This is a genomic window from Bradyrhizobium sp. USDA 3650, from assembly GCF_054057395.1.
This window is the reverse complement of sequence record NZ_JBSRZG010000001.1, coordinates 7,171,679-7,190,241: the sequence shown is the minus strand read 5'-3', so window position 1 is coordinate 7,190,241 and position 18,563 is coordinate 7,171,679. Positions and strand designations below refer to the sequence as shown.

Annotated in this window: 23 protein-coding genes and 2 pseudogenes; 11 read left to right on the top strand and 14 right to left on the bottom strand. The window is 62.3% G+C overall.

What is annotated here, in order from left to right; genetic code table 11:
- Positions 1 to 6 precede the first annotated feature (6 nt).
- Entirely contained in the window at positions 7 to 855 is an 849-nt protein-coding gene (locus ACVIN2_RS33850; RefSeq protein WP_456768927.1) for an NAD(P)-dependent oxidoreductase, read from the top strand.
- A gap of 25 nt (positions 856 to 880) precedes the next feature.
- Here ACVIN2_RS33850 and ACVIN2_RS33845 read toward each other — a convergent pair whose 3' ends face one another.
- The 5 genes and pseudogenes from ACVIN2_RS33845 to ACVIN2_RS33825 all read right to left on the bottom strand — a co-directional run bounded on the left by ACVIN2_RS33845 (position 881) and on the right by ACVIN2_RS33825 (position 5,061).
- Positions 881 to 1,426 (bottom strand): flavin reductase family protein, encoded by a 546-nt coding sequence (locus ACVIN2_RS33845; RefSeq protein WP_456768926.1) that lies wholly within the window; start codon positions 1,424 to 1,426, stop codon positions 881 to 883.
- A 9-nt stretch (positions 1,427 to 1,435) separates the two neighbouring features.
- On the bottom strand, positions 1,436 to 2,665 hold the full coding sequence (locus tag ACVIN2_RS33840; RefSeq protein WP_456768925.1) for an acyl-CoA dehydrogenase family protein: 1,230 nt from the start codon (positions 2,663 to 2,665) through the stop codon (positions 1,436 to 1,438).
- A 107-nt stretch (positions 2,666 to 2,772) separates the two neighbouring features.
- Positions 2,773 to 4,041: a CaiB/BaiF CoA transferase family protein gene (locus ACVIN2_RS33835; protein WP_456768924.1), complete on the bottom strand. Its 1,269-nt coding sequence runs from the start codon at positions 4,039 to 4,041 to the stop codon at positions 2,773 to 2,775.
- A gap of 279 nt (positions 4,042 to 4,320) precedes the next feature.
- Positions 4,321 to 4,699 (bottom strand): annotated as a pseudogene (locus ACVIN2_RS33830) (GNAT family N-acetyltransferase).
- Positions 4,700 to 4,761: 62 nt separating this feature from the next.
- The gene (locus tag ACVIN2_RS33825; protein WP_456768923.1) at positions 4,762 to 5,061 is read right to left on the bottom strand and encodes a hypothetical protein; all 300 of its coding nucleotides are present in this window, start codon (positions 5,059 to 5,061) and stop codon (positions 4,762 to 4,764) included.
- Positions 5,062 to 5,413: 352 nt separating this feature from the next.
- On the opposite strand from ACVIN2_RS33825, the gene ACVIN2_RS33820 reads away from it, so the two are divergent.
- The 3 genes from ACVIN2_RS33820 (at position 5,414) to ACVIN2_RS33810 (ending at position 7,885) form a co-directional block, all read left to right on the top strand.
- Positions 5,414 to 5,614, top strand: coding sequence for a hypothetical protein (locus ACVIN2_RS33820; RefSeq protein WP_456768922.1), 201 nt, complete (start codon positions 5,414 to 5,416; stop codon positions 5,612 to 5,614).
- Positions 5,615 to 5,674: 60 nt separating this feature from the next.
- Positions 5,675 to 6,103, top strand: a complete 429-nt coding sequence (locus tag ACVIN2_RS33815) for a response regulator (protein WP_456768921.1) — start codon at positions 5,675 to 5,677, stop codon at positions 6,101 to 6,103.
- A 243-nt stretch (positions 6,104 to 6,346) separates the two neighbouring features.
- Positions 6,347 to 7,885: an FAD-dependent monooxygenase gene (locus ACVIN2_RS33810; protein WP_456768920.1), complete on the top strand. Its 1,539-nt coding sequence runs from the start codon at positions 6,347 to 6,349 to the stop codon at positions 7,883 to 7,885.
- A gap of 44 nt (positions 7,886 to 7,929) precedes the next feature.
- On the opposite strand, the gene ACVIN2_RS33805 is transcribed toward ACVIN2_RS33810, so the two are convergent.
- The 3 genes from ACVIN2_RS33805 to ACVIN2_RS33795 form a co-directional block, all read right to left on the bottom strand.
- The gene (locus tag ACVIN2_RS33805; protein ID WP_456768919.1) at positions 7,930 to 8,319 is read right to left on the bottom strand and encodes a hypothetical protein; all 390 of its coding nucleotides are present in this window, start codon (positions 8,317 to 8,319) and stop codon (positions 7,930 to 7,932) included.
- A 298-nt stretch (positions 8,320 to 8,617) separates the two neighbouring features.
- On the bottom strand, positions 8,618 to 8,824 hold the full coding sequence (locus ACVIN2_RS33800) for a hypothetical protein (RefSeq protein WP_456768918.1): 207 nt from the start codon (positions 8,822 to 8,824) through the stop codon (positions 8,618 to 8,620).
- A gap of 726 nt (positions 8,825 to 9,550) precedes the next feature.
- Positions 9,551 to 9,916 (bottom strand): hypothetical protein, encoded by a 366-nt coding sequence (locus tag ACVIN2_RS33795; RefSeq protein ID WP_456768917.1) that lies wholly within the window; start codon positions 9,914 to 9,916, stop codon positions 9,551 to 9,553.
- A gap of 675 nt (positions 9,917 to 10,591) precedes the next feature.
- Here ACVIN2_RS33795 and ACVIN2_RS33790 point away from each other — a divergent pair.
- Both ACVIN2_RS33790 and ACVIN2_RS33785 read left to right on the top strand, forming a co-directional pair.
- Positions 10,592 to 10,792: a hypothetical protein gene (locus ACVIN2_RS33790; protein WP_456768916.1), complete on the top strand. Its 201-nt coding sequence runs from the start codon at positions 10,592 to 10,594 to the stop codon at positions 10,790 to 10,792.
- On the top strand, positions 10,789 to 10,995 hold the full coding sequence (locus ACVIN2_RS33785) for a hypothetical protein (protein WP_456768915.1): 207 nt from the start codon (positions 10,789 to 10,791) through the stop codon (positions 10,993 to 10,995). The genes ACVIN2_RS33790 and ACVIN2_RS33785 overlap by 4 nt, the downstream gene beginning before the upstream one ends.
- Here the strand turns inward: ACVIN2_RS33785 and ACVIN2_RS33780 are convergent.
- Positions 10,989 to 11,258 carry a DUF6894 family protein gene (locus tag ACVIN2_RS33780; protein ID WP_456768914.1) on the bottom strand — a complete coding sequence of 90 codons (270 nt, stop codon included), beginning with the start codon at positions 11,256 to 11,258 and terminating at the stop codon, positions 10,989 to 10,991. The two genes, ACVIN2_RS33785 and ACVIN2_RS33780, sit on opposite strands and share 7 nt — an antisense overlap.
- Positions 11,259 to 11,579: 321 nt before the next feature.
- Here ACVIN2_RS33780 and ACVIN2_RS33775 point away from each other — a divergent pair, with 321 nt between their 5' ends.
- Positions 11,580 to 12,140: a hypothetical protein gene (locus ACVIN2_RS33775; protein ID WP_027566625.1), complete on the top strand. Its 561-nt coding sequence runs from the start codon at positions 11,580 to 11,582 to the stop codon at positions 12,138 to 12,140.
- Positions 12,141 to 12,268: 128 nt separating this feature from the next.
- Here ACVIN2_RS33775 and ACVIN2_RS33770 read toward each other — a convergent pair whose 3' ends face one another.
- Positions 12,269 to 12,517: a hypothetical protein gene (locus ACVIN2_RS33770; RefSeq protein WP_456768913.1), complete on the bottom strand. Its 249-nt coding sequence runs from the start codon at positions 12,515 to 12,517 to the stop codon at positions 12,269 to 12,271.
- A 629-nt stretch (positions 12,518 to 13,146) separates the two neighbouring features.
- On the opposite strand from ACVIN2_RS33770, the gene ACVIN2_RS33765 reads away from it, so the two are divergent.
- The gene (locus tag ACVIN2_RS33765) at positions 13,147 to 13,917 is read left to right on the top strand and encodes an EAL domain-containing protein (RefSeq protein WP_456768912.1); all 771 of its coding nucleotides are present in this window, start codon (positions 13,147 to 13,149) and stop codon (positions 13,915 to 13,917) included.
- On the opposite strand, the gene ACVIN2_RS33760 is transcribed toward ACVIN2_RS33765, so the two are convergent.
- From ACVIN2_RS33760 to ACVIN2_RS33750, 3 genes are all read right to left on the bottom strand, one after another.
- The gene (locus ACVIN2_RS33760; RefSeq protein WP_456768911.1) at positions 13,903 to 14,124 is read right to left on the bottom strand and encodes a hypothetical protein; all 222 of its coding nucleotides are present in this window, start codon (positions 14,122 to 14,124) and stop codon (positions 13,903 to 13,905) included. The genes ACVIN2_RS33765 and ACVIN2_RS33760 overlap by 15 nt on opposite strands.
- A gap of 130 nt (positions 14,125 to 14,254) precedes the next feature.
- On the bottom strand, positions 14,255 to 14,431 hold the full coding sequence (locus ACVIN2_RS33755) for a hypothetical protein (protein WP_456768910.1): 177 nt from the start codon (positions 14,429 to 14,431) through the stop codon (positions 14,255 to 14,257).
- A 90-nt stretch (positions 14,432 to 14,521) separates the two neighbouring features.
- Positions 14,522 to 14,812 carry a hypothetical protein gene (locus tag ACVIN2_RS33750; RefSeq protein WP_456768909.1) on the bottom strand — a complete coding sequence of 97 codons (291 nt, stop codon included), beginning with the start codon at positions 14,810 to 14,812 and terminating at the stop codon, positions 14,522 to 14,524.
- A gap of 260 nt (positions 14,813 to 15,072) precedes the next feature.
- On the opposite strand from ACVIN2_RS33750, the gene ACVIN2_RS33745 reads away from it, so the two are divergent.
- Both ACVIN2_RS33745 and ACVIN2_RS33740 read left to right on the top strand, forming a co-directional pair.
- Complete coding sequence (locus tag ACVIN2_RS33745; protein WP_007612773.1) at positions 15,073 to 15,258, top strand: hypothetical protein; 186 nt, start codon at positions 15,073 to 15,075, stop codon at positions 15,256 to 15,258.
- 280 nt (positions 15,259 to 15,538) lie between these two features.
- Positions 15,539 to 16,826: pseudogene (locus ACVIN2_RS33740) on the top strand (NRAMP family divalent metal transporter).
- 154 nt (positions 16,827 to 16,980) lie between these two features.
- Here the strand turns inward: ACVIN2_RS33740 and ACVIN2_RS33735 are convergent.
- A complete protein-coding gene (locus ACVIN2_RS33735; RefSeq protein ID WP_456768908.1) occupies positions 16,981 to 17,169 on the bottom strand; it encodes a hypothetical protein in 189 nt (62 codons plus the stop codon).
- Positions 17,170 to 17,345: 176 nt separating this feature from the next.
- Between ACVIN2_RS33735 and ACVIN2_RS33730 the strand changes: the two genes are divergently transcribed.
- A complete protein-coding gene (locus tag ACVIN2_RS33730) occupies positions 17,346 to 18,560 on the top strand; it encodes a mandelate racemase/muconate lactonizing enzyme family protein (RefSeq protein WP_456768907.1) in 1,215 nt (404 codons plus the stop codon).
- Positions 18,561 to 18,563: the final 3 nt, after the last annotated feature.

Sequence of the window (18,563 nt, the reverse complement as noted above, 5' to 3'; positions counted from 1 at the left end):
ACACCGATGAGCCGACGCCTGCTCAACGCCGGCCATCAGGTCGCTGTCTGGAACCGTTCGGAAGGAAAGATGGCCGCGCTCGTGGAGGCCGGTGCCAGGCGTGCAGCCACCCCCCGCGACTTGATGGAGAGCTCGGACATCGTTTTCATGTGCGTGACGGATGCGGCCGCCGTGGAAGAGGTGATCTTCGGGCCCGCGAGCATCTCAACAGCGCCCGGCGCGGGTAAGCTCGTGGTCGACTTCTCGTCCATCCATCCCGATGCCGCACGGGACCTTGCAATGCGATTGTTAGCTGCGAACGGCGCGGGTTGGATCGATGCGCCGGTGTCCGGTGGTACCAAGGGCGCCGAGGAAGGCACGCTTGCCATCATGGCCGGCGGAAAAGCCGGCGATATCGAGCGGGTCCGCCCCTACGTGCTCGCCATGGCACGCAGGTTCACCCACATGGGCCCGACCGGCGCCGGCCAGACCACAAAGCTATGCAACCAGGTGATCGTCGGATGCGCAATGGCCGTTCTTGCGGAGGCAACACGCCTTGCAGTGAACGCCGGAATCGACGCCAACCGGTTGCCCGAAGCACTCGCCGGCGGCTTTGCTGACTCCATTCCGTTGCAGCTGTTCGTGCCGCGGATGGTCCAGGGCATTCACTCACCGCCGCTTGGTCATATCGCTACAATGCTCAAAGACCTCGATACCGTCGCCGATGTCGCGCAGACGACGTCGACGCCGGTGCCCATGGCCTCGCTTGCCGGACAACTTTTCAGGCTCGCCAAGGCCGCGCGAGGCGCGAATGCGGATGCGCTCGAAATCTACAAGCTTTCGGCGGGGAGCGCTAAACCATCGAGCGCGAACTGAAGCACGCTTGCACTGACTGCTTGCGCTAGCCGTCGGCAAGAAATCGGCCGAACGCGCCGCGCGCGAAGAGCAGCGGCTCCTTCGTATTGTAAGTATAGGCCTCGACTGCACCGAGAAAGATCACGTGGTCGCCGCCGTAATAACGATTGACCGAGCGGCATTGAAAATTGGCGACGCTCTCGGCGAGCACCGGCGCGTTGCCGAGGCCCGGCGTCCAGTCGACACCGGTGAACTTGTCATCAGACGACTTGGCGAATTTGCTCGCAAGCGCCTGTTGCGAAACGCCAAGCACGTTGACCGTGAAATGACTGGCGTTCTGGAAGATGGTCAGACTAGAGGAATAGACGACCAGGCTCCAAAGAACCAACGGCGGATTCAGCGAGACCGAGGCGAACGAATTGCACGTCAGGCCATAGGGCTTGCCGTCGGGAGCCGCGGCTGTGATGATCGTCACCCCCGTGGCGTAGGTGCCGAGCGCACTGCGGAAATCACGGGGATCGATCGGCGAGCTGTCGCTCGCGAGTTCGTTGGCCGGATCGGGAACGGCCGGCTGCTTCGGCAGATCATTCATCGGCCGGCCTCACAGCGTGAGATTCTCGGACGGCAGGCCCAGTGCCACACGTCCATAGTTGGTCCCGGCCGCATCGAAATTGAACGCGAGATGCGAATTGATCGCGTGCGCATCGCGGAACTGCCGCTGCAACGCGCCCGTCGTGAACAGGCCCCGTGCTCCGCTCGCGGCAAAGAGCATCGACACCGCATCCGTGCAGAAGTTTACTGAAAAAGCGCCGTCGCGCCGATATCTGGTCTTGGTCGCCATATCGGGGATATGACCCCGCCTTGCATCCTCCATGGCATTCAGACAGGCCGATCGCATGATCAGGCGTGCGGCGTCGATCTTCGCCGAGGCCTCGGCGATTTTGATCTGGGTGCTTTGAAAGTCGCTCAGCCTCGCGTGGTTGTAGGTGGAAATGCGATGACGGACGACCTCCGCATAATCGTCGAGACACGCCTGCGCGTTCCCCAGCGCGACACCGGAGAGGACGTAGGGAAACAGCGAGAACACCGGGAGCGCATACAGCGGGTTGGGATTGAGCTTGCTTCCCGGCGTCGGACCGCCGTCAAGATCGCCGACTGCAACCGTCATGTCCGCGGGCACGAAAGCGTCCCTGACCTCCACGTCGCAAGACCCTGTCCCGCGCAGCCCCGCGACATTCCAAGTGTCGAGGACCTTGTAGTCGGCTTTCGGCAGCAGAAATATCCGATACTCGATGCCGTCTGCCTCATCGTCGGAGTAGACCACGCTTGCAAGCATGTTCCATGCGCAGGAGGCAACGCCCGAGGAGAACGGCCAGCTGCCATGGAGCCGGTATCCGCCCTCGACTCTCGTGGCACGTCCGGCGGGAAAAATGAACGAAGACGCGATCAGCGCGTCCGGGTCACGGCCCCAGACCAGCTCCTGCGCCGCCGGCTGGAACATGCCGAGCATCCAATGATGGCTCGCCAGATTGGCCAGATTCCAGGCCACCGAGGCGTCCGCTTGTCCGAGCAGGTCCGCGCAATCGATCAAGGCAACATAATCGAGTTCTGCGCCGCCAATGCGCTTGGGCTGAAGCATCCGGAACAGGCCCGCGTCGTGCAGATCCCTCTCCGTTTCGGGCGGCAAATGCCGCAACTCCTCCGTCCGCACCGCCCGCTCTCGCAGCCGTGGGACGAGCGCGCCGGCCTTCGCGACCATTGCCGCATGGGCAGGTTCATCGGATTGCGCCCCCGCGGGCCGGCCCACGCTTGGCTCTTGACCAGGCGCCATTCGTATCCCTCGCTTTCATGCATTTATGCGGCTGGAGCATCGCCAAATCAAGCGGATGCAGCGCTAGGGCGCGATTTGCACGTCCCCAGGGGAACGACCGCTTGGGTTCAAACCTGCTCCGATGGCTTGCCCGATCCAAAAGCCCCCTTTTGGTTGAACTCCAAGATCCGACGCTCGTCGTAACCGAGCGTATCACGCAAGACCTGCTCCGTGTGTTCGCCCAGCAATGGAGCAGCCACAGGATCAATCGGGCCTGTCAAGCTCATGGCAATCGGCGGCTCGATGTTCGGGACCCACTCTGCCGTACGATGTGGAATCCGGTTCAAGCGATGGCGCTCTCGCGCCTCCGGTGCATTGAACCCCTCCTCGACCGTCCGCAGATAGCCGACCGGGATATTGGCCAGCTTCATCTTGGTCATCCAGTTCTCGAGGGTGTCGCTTGCAAAGACCTCCGCGATGGCTGCTCGCAAGAGCTCCTTGTGCTCGGAACGCGCCTTGCGCGAGGCAAACTGCGGATCGGTGATCAGATCCGGCCGGTTCAGCACCTCGACAACCAGCCGGCGATAGAGCCGGTCGTTCGCGCAGGCCATGTAAAGCGGCCCATCGGAGGCCTCGTACACGCCGACGGTAGGAGAGCCACTCGGCGAATTACCAAACCGGCCGGGATTTTCGCCGTTGATCAGATAGGCCATACCATAGAAGCCGGTCATGCCCATCGCGACGTCGAACAGGGCGACCTCGACATGCTGGCCGCGACCGAGCCGATCCCGCGCCAACAGCGCCATCAGGATGGCGTTGCAGGCAGACATCCCCGTCGCCATGTCCACGATCGGCGGGCCGGTGCGAACCGCCGGGCCATCGGCAAATCCGTTGAGCGACATGAAGCCGCTTTCCGCCTGCGTGATCGGATCAAAGCCGGGACGCGAGGCAAACGGTCCGGTGCGCCCGTAGGCGGAGATCGAGCAATAGACCAACCGCGGATTGAGCGGCGCAACCGTTTCATGGTCGAGGCCAAATTTCTTCATGACCCCACTGGAGAAGTTCTCGACGACCACGTCGGCCTTGCGAATCAGATCCAGCGCGATCTCACGAGCCTCCGGCACGGTAAGGTCGAGTGTGATGCCACGCTTGTTGCGATTGAGGCTCAGATAGGCAGCACTCTCTCCACCGATCTCGGCGTGTTCATACGCACGCGTGTCATCGCCTCCGTCTGGATTCTCGATCTTGATGACCTGCGCGCCGAAATCAGCAAGCGTCTGCGTACAGGCCGGGCCGGCAACCACACGCGTGAAATCGACGACCAGCAGACCGTCGAGCGCGGTAGGCGCCCCCGTCGCCCGCGACGAACGTTCCGGCAATTGAGGCTTGGTGGGCATCGACGGCGCTCCCTTACATCGGCTTATCGTTGCCGAATTTTCCGCAGGAGCAAACTTAAAGCCCGGCACCGCTGACTTCGCAAGTCCTTCGCCCGCATCGCTTCAATACGCAAAAAGGGCCCGGCAGCTGTCAAGCTGCCGGGCCCTTGGACGTTCCGTGTTGCGCTTCATCTCGCGCGAACCATTTTCCGTTGCGGGAATTGCGTTCCGCACCACGGGAAACCTGACTCCATTCGCTTAGCGAAGCCGCTTTCGCCAGTAAAGCGTATGGACCCAGGCTCAGGGCACATGGGGTTCAAAGAGTCGATAGCCGCCCGGATGAAATTCCACCGGATTGTCCGTCGTATCCGAGACGATGCTGTCCCAGCCAATACGCCGCGCCGTTGCCTCGATCACCCGCATCAGCCTGAACTGGAGGTCACGTCCCCGGTGCCGGTGCAACACCCCGACCCTGGAGAAATTACCGCCATCTCGAATGTGCGTTGACGGCACGACACCGGCGAAGGCTACTGGCTCATCGCCGTGATAGGCAAGCCACCACGCCCCCTAACTCGAATTGTGACAAGAGAGCCGCATCGAAGAACGTCAACCGGTGAAGGTCGGCCAATGTATCGGCGATGTCGTCATCGGATGCATCCACGATGCGAATTCTGTACATGAGACGGTCCGTTGGCGAAGGACGACGTGAGTGGAATGCAGCAATGTCGTCGCGGCTGAGGCTCACTTGCCGAGCACGACCTTGACGCTTAGCCCAATCACACCCATCAGACCGGTGGCGATCACCGTAATCACGGCCTTGAGCGTGTAGCTCTGCGCCTGCTCGACGCTCGTTCGCCATCGGCGCAAGTGCTGAAAATCGGCCCTTAGCTCCTTTCGGTCGTCATCTTCGATTCCGAAAGACGCCAGCACCAATGCCACCGTCCGCAATACGATGGCATCGATGTTCGCCTGCTGAAGCCTGTGTTGCTCGGCCAGCGTCTCGGCAACGATCGCCCTGATTTCGTCATCTGCCATCTTCACCGCTTGATGATCCTTTCAATGTTCTCGAAGCTGCGCATGGCGAAGTAGGAGACAACCAGATTGGCTCCGAAGGCCGCAGCGGCGCGAGCACTGGCCCAGCGCCGCGGGCCGGCACATTCGCGCGTGCGCGGCCAGCAATAGTACGGCCGGCGGCGCACCAGGTTTGACGAGTGCGTGGCCGCAGCGCGCCGCCGCCGTCCGATCTCGATCGAGACGAAAAAAACCGCGGCGAAAGCTTTCCGCGCGGGTGAACTAAGCTCGTTTCGATGATGCCATTCTGCCAGTGTTTTCGCAGACGTGTCAAAAGAACGAATTCGCTTAAGCAGCGTTAGCCGATCAGGAGGGCCGGCAGATGACACTCAAGACGACCTCACAAAACACGTCGCCAAATCTTGCAGGACGAAAGCCGCGCATCGACAAGGAGCGCGACACTCAAGAAGCCGTCGTTGAAAACGCCGGCGACACGGAGGACAAGGACTGCGATCTCGTGCATGGCGAGGGCGGCCCCATCGACCTTCCCACCAAACCCGGCGATTTGTCGAAGGACGACTAGGCCACTCCGCAGGCGGGGGCGCATCTTGATCTTGCCGTTCTGCGGCGCCTTGCACGAGGTGTGAAACATCGCTCGTTCGACCAGGCCGTGCTGGAACTTACGCCACGGCGGGCGCGTTTATTCCTTCAGAAGGAACGTTGTGCGATGAGCCATACCGTACTGGTTGTTGACGACGATCCCAGCGTGCTCGACGTCATCGTGGACATGCTGGAAGATCTCGGCTGCGAAGTCATCAGCGCCCGGAGCGCCCCCGATGCGCTCGACCGGCTCAAGCAGAACCAGGAGATCTCAATCCTCATCACTGACATCAACATGCCCGGCATGGACGGTCACGAACTGGCCGAGCGGGCCAGGCGAAACCGCCCGGAACTGAAGATCCTGCAATTGTCCGGGCGTGAACCCCGGCGCGACGGCCTTCCCATGATCAGAAAGCCGTTTTCGTTCGAGGAACTCGCCAGCACCATGCAGCGGACCACCGGCATGTGCTGAAGGGCGCAAGCCCAGAAAACCCAAAACAAAACCCGCAGCGGATCGCCTCCGCGCGGGTCAAACCAAACTCTTTTCGATGATCGCATCATGCCGGTGTTTTGCCCGACGTGTCAACGCGGCGAACGAGGACAAAGGATTCCCTCTCCCCACTCAGATATGTGGTGTGCAACGGGCTTGCTTCAAGCCCCCGACCCTGCCGTAGAACCCTCGACCCGAACACCATCAAACGCGAGGGGGCATCACATGCCTGTACTGCTTCCGACGTCCCGGACGCGCGGCCACGCCAAAGGGGCCGGCGCCCGCCACACGCAAGACCAAGTGAAAGACCATGCCGTGGTGATCGCCGGCGGTGGCCCGACCGGGTTGATGCTAGCCGCGGAGCTCGCGCTCGCGCATGTCGACGTCGCCGTGGTCGAACGGCGCGCCGATCAGGAACTGGTCGGCACGCGCGCCGGCGGCTTGCACGCGCGCAGCATCGAGATCCTCGACCAGCGCGGCGTCGCGGATCGTTTCCTGCGCGAAGGACAGATCACCCAGCTCGCGGGCTTCGCCTGGACCAGGCTCGACATCAGCGACCTCCCCACCCGGCACGCTTACGGGCTGGCCCTGCGGCAGAGCCACATCGAGCGCATCCTGGCCGACTGGGTCAGCGAGCTCGCGGTGCCGATCTATCGAAACCGCGAGGTGACGAGTTTTGCGCAGGACGAGACCGGCATCGACATGACGCTGTCCGGCGGCGAAACCTTGCGCGCGAATTATCTGGTCGGCTGTGACGGCGGCCGCAGCCTGGTGCGCAAGGCCGCCGGCATCGACTTCGCAGGCTCCGATCCGACGCTGAGCAACCTCATGGCCGAAGTCGAGATGCGCGACGAGCCCGCATGGGGCCTGCGCCATGACGCGCTCGGCTTTCACGGCCTCAGCAAGACCGAGAGCGGACGCGTGCTGGTGGTCGTGACGGAAGCGACACTCGATCGGACGGGCGAACCCAGCTTGCGCGATCTCAGCGAAGCCCTCGTCGCCGTGTACGGCACCGACTTCGGGCTCCACAACCCGTCCTGGATCTCCCGCTTCACCGATGCGGCGCGGCAGGCGGTGTCCTATCGCAAGCGTCGCGTGCTGCTCGCCGGCGATGCCGCGCATATCCATCACTCCGTCGGCGGACAAGGCCTCAACATTGGCGTGCAGGACGCCGTCAATCTCGGCTGGAAGCTCGCACAAGTGGTCAAGGGCCTGTCGCCCGACAGCCTGCTCGACACCTACCATTCCGAGCGGCATCCTGTCGGCGCGCGGACCTTGCGCAACACCATGGCGCAAATCGCCCTGCTCCGCCGCGGCGAGGACGGCCTCAAGGCCGCGCGTGAGGTCGTCTCCGAACTGCTCGGCATGGACGAACCGCGTAAGCGTTTTGGCGCGATGATGAGCGGGCTCGACGTGCACTATGATCTCGGCAAAGGACACGCACTGCTCGGGCGCCGCATGCCCGATCTCGATCTGACGGTCGAAGGGCGTCCGCTGCGACTATTCACGCTGCTGCACGACGCGCGGGGCTTGCTGCTCAATTTCGGCGAGAAGAGCAGCTTCGATACCGCACCATGGGTTGATCGCGTCAAAACAGTGGATGTCGAACACGACAGCGCCTGGGAGCTTCCGACCGTCGGACAAGTCGCAGTACCAAGCGCCGTGTTGGTGCGGCCGGACGGGCACGTGGCCTGGGTGAGAGATCAAAGCGATGATGGACTTGCGGACGCGCTGACGAGGTGGTTCGGGGCGCCTGCGGCGTAGTAACGGACGAATTTCAACAAATGTCGCACGTTTCGGCGCATACATCAGCACGACCACGTCTGATCCCTACGTAGCGACACTGCGCGCGTACTGAGCGACGCTTGTGCATTTGGCTTCGTATAGACCCGACGAAGCCGAAGAAAAGGCGCGTCCACGTAGGTGAAACTGATGACCCCGATCGGAATCATCAGGGTGAAACAGGCGAATGACCACGCCAGCGCAACGTAGAAGTTCGAGATGTCCATCATGTGGCGTTGAACGAATTCCGCTACTTGAAACACGAAGAACGTATGCAGCAGGTAGATGGAATAGCTATATTCGCCGATCTTCGATAACGCCCATGAAAGGCCGGCGCCTCCCAGCCTGAAGCTGGTGTCATAGTAGGCGATAAGCGACGAGTAGGCCCGAATATGGTCAAGCCCGATGAAGTGCAAGCCGGATGATGACCTCAATTGTCGCCCTCAATTATCGAAAGTTAGACGCGCGGAAACCCAAATGGATTCGGGCCTTAGAGATAGATGAGCAAGCAACTAACGTTTAAGGTCAGGTTTCTCACGAGAGTTGTGTCGGTTCTCGAAGTGGTCAATTGAAGGTCTAACGATCCGTTACTCGGCTCTTAAAAATGTCCGCAATGGGTGTCACTTGCCGCCATCTTGGATCTGGCGATGATGTCCAATAACGGCCTTGACGGAATACAGCGGGCGGCGGTGGCCTGGCTCCGCCTCATCGAGCCTAGGAGATCGTGCGTTTCCTGAGCCAGCCGATCAAAGCGGGCCGCACACCAAATCCAATGATGACTAGGATTATCGCCCAGTTTCGCGGGATGTCGCCTTCGAAGACAAGTAATCGAGCCACGGCCGCTGACACAAAAAGCCCGGCACCAGCTGCAGTCCACTGCGCAGGCGTCAGATCGAGTCCTTTGTTGATCGGCAAGCTCACGACTATTTCTTTGCGAGGGCGGTTCCGGTGAGATCCTCAACCGAAGATGCAGCGTAGGGTCCCCCGGCGCTTTCGTCGACCCGAAGGCCGCGGTGCGAGGCCTATCTCGAGGCGGAAAAGTCTTCCAACTCCCGCAAGGGCTACGCCACTGATTGGGCTGACTTCATCGGCTGGTATGGACAAGTTTCCGAGGGTCCGCTGCCAGCTCTTCCGATCGTCGCCCGTTACCTAGCGCAGCTCGCTGACTGCGGGCAAACCATCCAGCGACGCGTCGCGGCGATCCGCAGCGCCCTTCAGGGCAGTCGCTGCTAGCCACTCCCTCAGGGGAAAAGCACTGCAAGAACGCCGTCGACGAAGGCCTGACACTCAGCATGCGTTTTGAAGGCGCCCTTGTACTTGCCGAACAAGAAAACGGTTCGGCCGTGTCCCTTTCCGAAGAAGTATTGGCCCACGTGCTGCCCGCTCCCATCCTTGAGTTCAATGGTTAGGAGGCTCTGGGCTAATTTGAGGTCCGTTTCGGGTAGCGTAATCTGCACGGTATGAGTCCCCAGGATTGAGCTGCCCCGACAGTTTAGTATGACCTGCACCGACTATGCATCATGGCTCTGGTGTCCGTTAGGGACGGTTATCGGATGTCATAACAAGCTGATGAGCATGTCGGCTAAGGCCAGGAACGGACATCGGTTGGCAAGACGGCAGCGCGTTGGCTGCATCTTGCGCTAAATCTCAGCCGACGAGCTGTGCATTCCCTTGCTGATCGGGGCTTGAGCCATTTTGCCAAAGTCCGCAGCCGACAGCGAAATTCCAGAGGGCGTATCCGAGCACAGCTTCGCCGTCGACCTGATCATGCTGATAGAGGATCACACAAACGTTTGCCGCCAGCACCCCAAAAGAATACGCGACATAGGCGCAAGCGAATCCGCGCCAGAACCTGCGAGGAAGTACGTTGATCTTGAAAGCCATCAGCACAAGACCGATGGTCACCAGCACCTGAACCACCATCTCCTGCAAGCTATGAGGGGTGGCCGCCGGGCTGGTGATAAGCCAACACATGAACAATAGGTTTAAGAGTGCAAAAAGCTTCCAGCCCACCTACACCTCCTTATCATTCGCCCCCAGGTAGAGAACGTGAGTGAATTTCTCGCTGACAGGCTTGGTTTAACTTGAGTTGCGGCGATAGCTCAAAGCGTCGGAAAACGGGAGATTTCGGCGACGATCATCGGATCGGACCGCCTCTCTCAGCTCTGCAATTCGCGTAAACGTCACCCTCCCCGCAATGTGTTAGACCAGATCGATAAATACGCTGAGGCACACGGCTTCACACGCTCGGGCCTTCTGACCCAAGCCGCTAAAAAGCCGATGGCCGAGGCCTCATAAGGAAAGCCCGAGATGATTTCTCGGGCTTTTCTATTGCTTCTTAGCTGGCGCCAGCTTCTCGGGGCTTCAGCTTCATCTTGAAAAATCCACTTCGAAGATGCGCACCCATCGGCCGTGGCGGCGCTGCTGCTCGAGCCGATGCGAAGACGCGTCCAAGTAGTTCGCATCCAAGTGCAAGTCGCCAATCTCCCGCACCGCAAAATGAGTAAGCCGCTCCACCCGCTCAAACCGGCCGCCATCGGCCCGAAAGATTCTTCCAAACAAACTAGCAAATGACACAGACGGCGCGAAACCGGCGGCCTACGCTTGACCCATCACCGCGCCTCACTCGGCATCGATCGGCAATGACGCCGGGGTTGCGCTCCCGCCTGCTCGCACGATGGACATGCCATGCAGAAGCGCCGACGTTTCAAGCAGACCACGACACTCACCGAACGGCTCGCCGAGGAGGCCGCGCGGCTGCGCGAAGAGGCGCGCATGCTCGCGCCGGGGCGCCGCCGCGAGATGCTGCTGCGCAGGGCGCGGCAGGACGAGACCGCCATGCACATCGACGCCTGGCTGCAATCGCCAGGGCTGAGGGCACCGTCATGACCCTACAATATCGCGCCTATCTGGTCGGCGACAACGGCGTGTTCCGCTCCGCCGAAGCGTTCGAGGCCGCCTCCGATGCGAACGCCCTCACCTTCGCGCAGCAGTTCACGCGGCACGGCAAGGTCGAGGTCTGGCAGCTCGGCCGCAAGATCGCCGTGCTCGAGCCCGAGTCATTCCCGCCGGACTTTCTCACGCGTCAATGATCGCGTGATGTCGAGGGCGGCCTGAAGGTCTCGAACGCGAACGAGAACTTGACCTGCATCACGGGACCCCTGGCATCGCGAACGTCGATCGCCATGGTCTGCCTGCCGCCCGCGGGCGGCGCGGAGAGGATGGCATCGCGCGCCATGTCCGCGACCGACTTGGCGGCCTCCGCCTGAACGGCGCGCGCGCTGGCCAGCTCCAACCCTTCCTCGTCGAGCGCTACACCGGTGTCGTCGCGCAGGTCGAAATAATATCGGGGCATTGCAGCATCCTTTGCCCGTAACAGGTCCGAAACGGCCAAAGGGTTTCCGGCGGCGGCGAAAAAATCTGGTGGAATCAACAGGTTCCGGGAACCCAGAGTTTCCCGACCGGCGCCTGCAATTCGCCTGCGTGTACCCATCTCAGGTCGATCCGGCAGGCCACGAGCGCCGACCGCGCCGCCGCTCCCCCGTCCTCTCTCATTCCAACGAAGGAGGATTTCGCCTGCTGTGTGCGCGGCGTCACGGAAGCACGCGCCATGTCCGCCTATCACTCATCCCACGACGACGGCATGAGACAAAACAAACAACCAGACAGGTGGACCATGACGAAGACCTTGATGATCACGAAGATGGCGGCAGCGATCGTGTTGGCCAGTGTTGCGGCAGGCGTTGCGAGCAGCTCGGCGCAGGCCGGCTGGGGCGAGAACGGACAGTATGGCAACGCGCCGCAGGCCCGGCCCCAATTCGGTCCCCATTTCAACGGCTATGGCGGCAACGGCGGCCAGCGCCCGGTCGTCTATCCCGGCCCCCGGCCGATGCCCCAGGTCGTCGTCTATCCGCGGCCCGCGCCGCCGGTCTATATCCCGCCGCAGGTCGTGGTCCGGCCGGTCCAGTATCCGGTGGTCGTGAACAGGCCGGTGTACGTTCCGACGCCGCAGGTGGTGGAAAAGACGGTCGTCGTGCAGCGGCCCGCCACCGTGGTTGCGGCACCGGTCGCAGCGGCTGCGCCCGCTCCGGTGGTCAACAACAACTGCAACTGCCTCGTGAAGGAATATCCGCAGGCCGGCGTCGTGGTGTTCAGGGATATCTGCACCAAGGAAAGCGCGACCTACACCAACCTGCCGCAGCAGACCACGCAGGCCGTGCTGCCGCCGACCCAGTAATCGCGGGAGCCGGGCTCAGGATACGATGACCAAATCGAACGCGGCAGCATCGCTTGCCGCGTTCGTGTCTTTCCTTGAAGCGAAAGCGACAGGTGCGAAGCGACAGGGGCGAAACGACATTCGGCCCTTCACTCCTCCGCAAGCTTCCCGACGATATAGGCATCCACCGTTTCGGCGAACGAGCGCTGCACGCCGACCGCGGTCCCATGCTGGTCGAGCGCGTCGCGCTGGAGCACGCGCAGCCCGCGGCCACGCATGCAGACCGGCGCCGTGTTCAGATATTGATCGATGGCGCCCTTTGCGAGCGGGATGGCCTTCGGGTCGCCCCTTGCGATCAGAAGCCGCAAGAGGCTCTGGCATTCGGCCAAACCTGGCATGGGATCAGCGCCTCACGCCTGCCGCGATTTCGCCGGCCGCTTGACCGGCTGGGTGTGAGTGCCGAACAGCGCCAGCAAGAACGCGACTTCTTCCTTCGAACCAACCTCGATCATGATGATCTCCTTTTCGCTAGGTTGGTCGGGGCCAGCGGGCGGGGCGTTCGAGACTATCTGGTTTCAGCACTGTTTCAGGCGTGTTTCGTCGGGGGCGCGCCAGCAAATTAGGAACAGCTTTTGGGATGAAGAAGTTATTCGGGCGTCGGTCCGGATGCACGACCGGCACCTCCCCAACGGCCTCAGCTCGCCCCCCCGGGCTGGGGCCGTTTCTCCGCCCGCGAAAATTCAACCCGAGCCCGCGTTCTGGTCTCGCATCGGCTTCTCCCAGGACAGCTTGTTGCAGCCGGAACACCGGAAGATGGCAATCGCCCCCTCGGGTGAACTGACCGCGTCGATGAATGTCATGGGCTTGTTGCACGCGGCACACATCGGCCGCTGCCTGCTGTCTCGGTTCGCCATGCGCGCAAACGCGGGACAGAGCAGGAGGTTTCTATCGTTCTGCTCTTCGCTGTTCCTTAACGCCTGCCACCTAGTTTTTCCCGCGGCGCTTGAGAGGACGTGGGGTTCGCGTGATGGCTGTGAAATGTGCGGGATGTGCCGACGGGACCGAGCTCCCGTTCCAGTTCAAGATGGCGTTTCAGCCGATCGTCAATGTCGTCGAACACCGGATCTGGGGCTATGAGGCCCTGGTGCGCGGTCCGAACGGCGAAAGTGCGCATAGCGTCCTCAGCCAGCTCACCGACCAGCAGCTCTACCGCTTCGACCAGGCCGCCCGCGTGCTGGCGATCGAAACCGCAGGCGCGCTGTTCGACGACCCGGAGGCGCGGCTCTCGATCAACTTCCTGCCGAACGCGGTGTACGAGCCGCGCGCCTGCATCCAGAAATCGCTGGAGGCCGCGCGGCGCGCGAGCTTTCCGACCTCGAAGCTGATGTTCGAGTTCACCGAGAACGAGCGGATGTCAGATCCGGCGCATATCGAAAACATCGTCCGCGCCTACAAGGAATTCGGGTTCTGGACCGCACTGGACGATTTCGGCGCGGGCTATGCCGGCCTCAGCCTGCTCGCCCGGTTGCAGCCGAACCTGATCAAGATCGACATGGAGCTCGTGCGAGACATTCAGCTCAGCCATCCCAAGCAGGTGATCGTCTCCGCGGTGGCCGCGATCGCGCGCGAGCTCGACATCACCGTGCTGGCCGAAGGCGTCGAGAGCGAGGCCGAGCTCACTTCCTTGCGAGCCGCCGGGATCGCGCTGTTCCAGGGTTACTATTTCGCCAAACCGGGCTTCATGTCGCTGCCGCAGGTTGCGGGACTCCAGCGGCTGGATGTTTCAGTCGCCATTTGACGAGAGAGGCGGGCCGTTTTCAGGGTCCGCGCTTCTGCGTGACGAGCCGCAGCGCGATGCCGTGCTGCCAGGCGCGCCCACGGCGGCTTCGCTGCGACCAAGCTCGCCGGCGATCGCGTCCGGCCGCCAGCCGGCTTCGGCCAACGCCTTCAGCCGCTCGTGCTCTTCCGCTGTCCACTTCTTCAACAACGGGTAGCGTGATTGCATGGTCGGAAGCTGTCTCGCCTTGCGTGGTCGATGCAGGCGACAAGCGAGCGCAACAGGCGAAGTTCCTATCGGACGTTGTTCTGAGATCTGCGATGGGGCGTCCCGCAGATGGGCCGACGACGGCGCTCGCTCAGATCCAGACGTCCTCGCGGCACGAGTCGCAGCGATAGATCACGATCGAGCAATCGCGCCTCACGTCGAAGATCGAGGTCAGGCAGCGCGTGCCCCTCTCGCATTTGGGGCAGGCCGGCCCCGGCTTGAAATGCTGATCCGGCCTCGTTGCCGGGCCTTGCTGTTCACTGCTCATCTCATTCCTCATTGGAGGACTGAGTTCCTAAGTGCCAAAGTGGACATTCGTTCCAATGGCGCGGGCGGTGCTTCTCTTGGAAGCGAGGGCCTAGGCGCCCCATGATCGCGCGCGCTTGTCGTCGGCTTCGTCCTGAACCATCAAGCGGGCTTGTCCTGAACGATCAAGCCGGCTTGGTGTTGACGGGTCCCCCCCCCGCAGTTCGTCCAGGCTCTCGAGTGTGCAGATGCGCGCGGCGCGGCGGGCCAGCTCGTCGTAATTTTCCGCCACCTTGCGCAGCACGTCCCGCGTCTCGGGGTATTCGCAATTGTCGGCCTTGGTGCGGAATTCTTCCGCCCGCATCCGCCAGTACCGCGGAGGGTGCATCCGCTCGGCTCCCATGGGCCACTCCCCTGGATTGGTCCAACTGTTCATGTTTCTTAATGAAGAGCACGTCCCGGAGTTCCCGCGCAGCTGTTCCGATTCCGATCACACGTGCAGATTGCGCACGGTCTGCAGCTGACGACGACAGCATCTCGCGGGAAAGATCGACTTTAGTTCAAATGCAGCAGGGCGGATTCGGCAGGATGCAAGGGGTTCGCGCCATGCTGGAACATGTCCCTTGCGACAGACGCAACGGGGATGGCTCGGAGAGATCGTCGATGTATGTCGTCGCCGCCGCGTTGCTGGTGCTGTCGGGACTGTTCTACTCCGCGAGCCATCACGAGATCGGCTCGTTCGGCGTTACCATGTGCACCTATGGCAGCGCGTTCTGCGACAACCCGCTGATCGTCTTTTCCGGCGCCGCGCTGGCCGGCGCCTGGGGCATGTTCGTCAGCATCAAGTAATCCCGACGCACGCGCTTGGGGGACAAACGTCTCGCCGTGTCCGTGCGCGGGTTGCGGACTGCGGACTGCGCGACGGTCTCCATGGCGGGCCGGTCGCGCCGGGGATGCGAAGGCGACACCGAATATTCTGCGATGATGCACTTATACAGGTGTTTTGCCCGACGAGTCAAAGGCGATTAGCTTTATCAGAAATCAGCGAGGAGCCCGTTGCCGCTGGCCCGGGAACCTTGTTCCATCATTAGCATTTGTGAAGGACGCGACCGACCGGACCCCTCCTGTCATGACCGACGATGCCCTCACCCCCACGAAATCCGCGCCGACGCTATTGCAGAGGCTGGGACCGGGTCTCGTCACCGGGGCCGCCGACGACGATCCGTCCGGCATCGCCACCTATTCGCAGGCCGGCGCGCAATTCGGTTACGGACTGCTCTGGACGGTGTTTCTGACCACGCCGTTCATGATCGCCATCCAGCTCGTCAGCGCCCGGATCGGCCGCGTCACCGGCAAGGGGCTCGCCGCCAACATCATGCAGATCGCGCCGCGCTGGGCGGTGCTGTCGCTCGTCGCCATGCTCGTTGCCGCCAACACCTTCAACATCGCCGCCGACATCGCGGCGATGGCGGAGGCGCTCTCGCTGGTAATCGGCGGCCTCAACCACGAGCACGCGCTGATCTTCGCGGCGGGCTCGACCCTGCTGCAGGTGTTCCTGCCCTATCGGCGCTATTCGCCGGTGCTGAAATTTCTCACCTTGGCGCTGTTCGCCTATGTCGCGACCGCCTTCACGGTCGAGATCCCGTGGAGCACGGCCCTGCTCGCGGCGGTGTGGCCGAAGACGAATGTCAGCGCCGATTATTTCATGATGGTCGTTGCCGTGCTCGGCACCACGATCAGCCCGTATCTGTTCTTCTGGCAGGCCTCGCAGGAGGTCGAGGAGATGAACCAGGGCAAGCGCGACAAGCCGCTGCGCGAGCTGAAGCGCGGCGGCAGTCCGGAGCTGGCGCGCATCCGGGCCGACACCCTCTCCGGCATGCTGCTCTCCAACGGCATCGCCTTCTTCATCATCCTCACCACCGCCTCGGTGCTGCACGCGAATGGCGTCACCAACATCAATTCGGCGACGGAGGCCGCCGAAGCGCTGCGGCCGCTCGCCGGCGACTTCACCTTCGCCCTGTTCGCGACCGGCATCATCGGCACCGCGCCTGCTCGCGATTCCAGTGCTGGCGGGCTCGGCCGCTTACGGCGTGGCGGAGATCTTCGGCTGGCGCGCGACGCTGGAGGCGAAGCCCGACGAGGCGGTCGGCTTCTACACCATCATCGCCGCGGCGACCGCGATCGGCTTCGGCCTAGGGTTCACCGGGATCGACTCGATCCACATGCTGGTCTGGAGCGCCGTGCTCAACGGCATCGTCGCCGTTCCGATCATGGCCATGATGATGCTGATCGTGTCGAGCAAGGCGATCATGGGCCGCTTCAAGGGCCGGTCATGGCTCGTCGCGCTGGGCTGGCTCGGCACCGCGTTGATGGCGCTGGCCGTGCTCGCTCTGCTCGGCTCGTCATTGATCGGCTGACTAGCCTTTCACTAACCTTGCGACAAGGCGGCCGATATCTGCGAGGCGATGACGAGGGCCGCGAACACAGCCGGCACGCTGATGAAGCGCAGGAACTGGTCGATCGAAAGCATCGCTGTCTCCCCCAAGACAAAAAACGTTTACGCCCGTCGCGCTATTCCACCCCGTGCGCGGCGTGCTGATCGGCCTTCAGAAACTGATCGGAAATGGCGGCTCCACCCATCGTGAGCAGCGCCAGGATCGAAATCACAGCCAGAAATCTCATGGCCGGAGGGTCGATCCCGATTGTGGCCAAAAACGTCAAAGCATGGTCCCTTTTCAGGACGATCCCGGGAAAGATCATGGCTGTCCCGACCGGAATCCCCCGACCTTTCCCGCCGAAGAAAGGCGGCAAAGCGTCCCCGGCGCAGCTCCCCGGGCTTCACTGCGCAGGGCCATTAGCTTAACAGTTGCGGCTGGAGCGGGGCTTGCGAGCCGGCCAAAGCAAAAAAAGGACCCAGCCGGGTCACAGGGAGCGACATGACCAGATCATCAAAAGCAACGAGCCTCGAAATTCTCGCCTGCGACGCCGGCTGGCGAAACTACCACTTCGTCAAGCTGACGACCGAGGACGGCATCGTCGGATGGAGCGAGTTCGACGAGGGCTTCGGCTCGCCTGGCGTCGGCGCTGCGATCCAGCGCCTGTCCGCGCGCGTCGTCGGGCAGAACGTCTTCCGGCACGAGCGCATCTACGCAGAGCTGTTCGCGGCCACGCGTCCCGCCGCCGGCGGCGTGGTGGCGCAGGCGCTCGGCGCGATCGAGAATGCGCTGCTCGATGCCAAGGCGAAGTGTCTCGGTGTGCCCTGCTACGAACTGCTCGGCGGCAAGATCCGCGACCGTGTCAGGGTCTATTGGTCGCATTGCGCGACGTGGCGGATCAATCATCCGTCCTGGTACAAACCGCCGATCGAGAACCTCGACGGCGTCAAGGCAATAGGACGCGAGGTCCGCGAGAACAAGTTCACCGCGCTCAAGACCAACATTTTCTCCTACGACGACGGCAAGCCAACCGGTTGGCGACCGGGCTTCGGCTCGCCCTTCGCCCCCGAAATCAACGTCGATCGCAAGATCCTGCGCGACCTGCGCATGCATCTGGAAGCGATCCGCGACGGGGCAGGCCCTGATGTCGACATCCTGCTAGACTGCAACTTCAACGCCAAGACCGAGGGCTATCTGGAGATCCTGCGCACCATTGCGGACCTCGACATGTTCTGGATCGAGATCGACAGTTTCAATCCGGAAGCGCTCGGTTACATCCGCAGGCAAAGTCCGCATCCGATCTCGTCCTGCGAAACGCTATTGGGCTTGCGGGAATTCCTGCCCTATTTCCGCGAACAGGCCATGGACGTCGCAATCATCGACACGCCCTGGAACGGCGTCTGGCAGTCGATGAAGATCGCAGCCGCTGCGGAAGCGTTCGAAGTCAACGTTGCGCCACATAATTTCTACGGTCATCTTTGCTCGATGATGAACGCGCATTTCTGCGCCGCCGTGCCGAACCTGCGCATCATGGAGATCGACATCGATCGCCTGGCGTGGGACCGCGAGCTTTTCACGCATGAGCCTGAAATTCAGAACGGCCATCTGATCATTCCGGACCGGCCCGGCTGGGGCACCGATCCGAACGAGGAAGCCCTTCGCGCGCATCCGCCCAAGACCAGCGGCGGATTGCTCAACTACGGCCGCAAGGGCTAGAGC

Excerpts from the sequence above, each read along its gene's own strand:
- ACVIN2_RS33850 (WP_456768927.1), top strand. The coding sequence starts at position 7 with ATGAGCCGACGCCTGCTCAACGCCGGCCATCAGGTCGCTGTCTGGAAC.
- ACVIN2_RS33845 (WP_456768926.1), bottom strand. The coding sequence starts at position 1,426 with ATGAATGATCTGCCGAAGCAGCCGGCCGTTCCCGATCCGGCCAACGAA.
- ACVIN2_RS33840 (WP_456768925.1), bottom strand. The coding sequence starts at position 2,665 with ATGGCGCCTGGTCAAGAGCCAAGCGTGGGCCGGCCCGCGGGGGCGCAA.
- ACVIN2_RS33835 (WP_456768924.1), bottom strand. The coding sequence starts at position 4,041 with ATGCCCACCAAGCCTCAATTGCCGGAACGTTCGTCGCGGGCGACGGGG.
- ACVIN2_RS33820 (WP_456768922.1), top strand. The coding sequence starts at position 5,414 with ATGACACTCAAGACGACCTCACAAAACACGTCGCCAAATCTTGCAGGA.
- ACVIN2_RS33810 (WP_456768920.1), top strand. The coding sequence starts at position 6,347 with ATGCCTGTACTGCTTCCGACGTCCCGGACGCGCGGCCACGCCAAAGGG.
- ACVIN2_RS33790 (WP_456768916.1), top strand. The coding sequence starts at position 10,592 with ATGCAGAAGCGCCGACGTTTCAAGCAGACCACGACACTCACCGAACGG.
- ACVIN2_RS33785 (WP_456768915.1), top strand. The coding sequence starts at position 10,789 with ATGACCCTACAATATCGCGCCTATCTGGTCGGCGACAACGGCGTGTTC.
- ACVIN2_RS33780 (WP_456768914.1), bottom strand. The coding sequence starts at position 11,258 with ATGCCCCGATATTATTTCGACCTGCGCGACGACACCGGTGTAGCGCTC.
- ACVIN2_RS33775 (WP_027566625.1), top strand. The coding sequence starts at position 11,580 with ATGACGAAGACCTTGATGATCACGAAGATGGCGGCAGCGATCGTGTTG.
- ACVIN2_RS33770 (WP_456768913.1), bottom strand. The coding sequence starts at position 12,517 with ATGCCAGGTTTGGCCGAATGCCAGAGCCTCTTGCGGCTTCTGATCGCA.
- ACVIN2_RS33765 (WP_456768912.1), top strand. The coding sequence starts at position 13,147 with ATGGCTGTGAAATGTGCGGGATGTGCCGACGGGACCGAGCTCCCGTTC.
- ACVIN2_RS33760 (WP_456768911.1), bottom strand. The coding sequence starts at position 14,124 with ATGCAATCACGCTACCCGTTGTTGAAGAAGTGGACAGCGGAAGAGCAC.
- ACVIN2_RS33755 (WP_456768910.1), bottom strand. The coding sequence starts at position 14,431 with ATGAGCAGTGAACAGCAAGGCCCGGCAACGAGGCCGGATCAGCATTTC.
- ACVIN2_RS33750 (WP_456768909.1), bottom strand. The coding sequence starts at position 14,812 with ATGGGAGCCGAGCGGATGCACCCTCCGCGGTACTGGCGGATGCGGGCG.
- ACVIN2_RS33745 (WP_007612773.1), top strand. The coding sequence starts at position 15,073 with ATGTATGTCGTCGCCGCCGCGTTGCTGGTGCTGTCGGGACTGTTCTAC.
- ACVIN2_RS33735 (WP_456768908.1), bottom strand. The coding sequence starts at position 17,169 with ATGATCTTTCCCGGGATCGTCCTGAAAAGGGACCATGCTTTGACGTTT.
- ACVIN2_RS33730 (WP_456768907.1), top strand. The coding sequence starts at position 17,346 with ATGACCAGATCATCAAAAGCAACGAGCCTCGAAATTCTCGCCTGCGAC.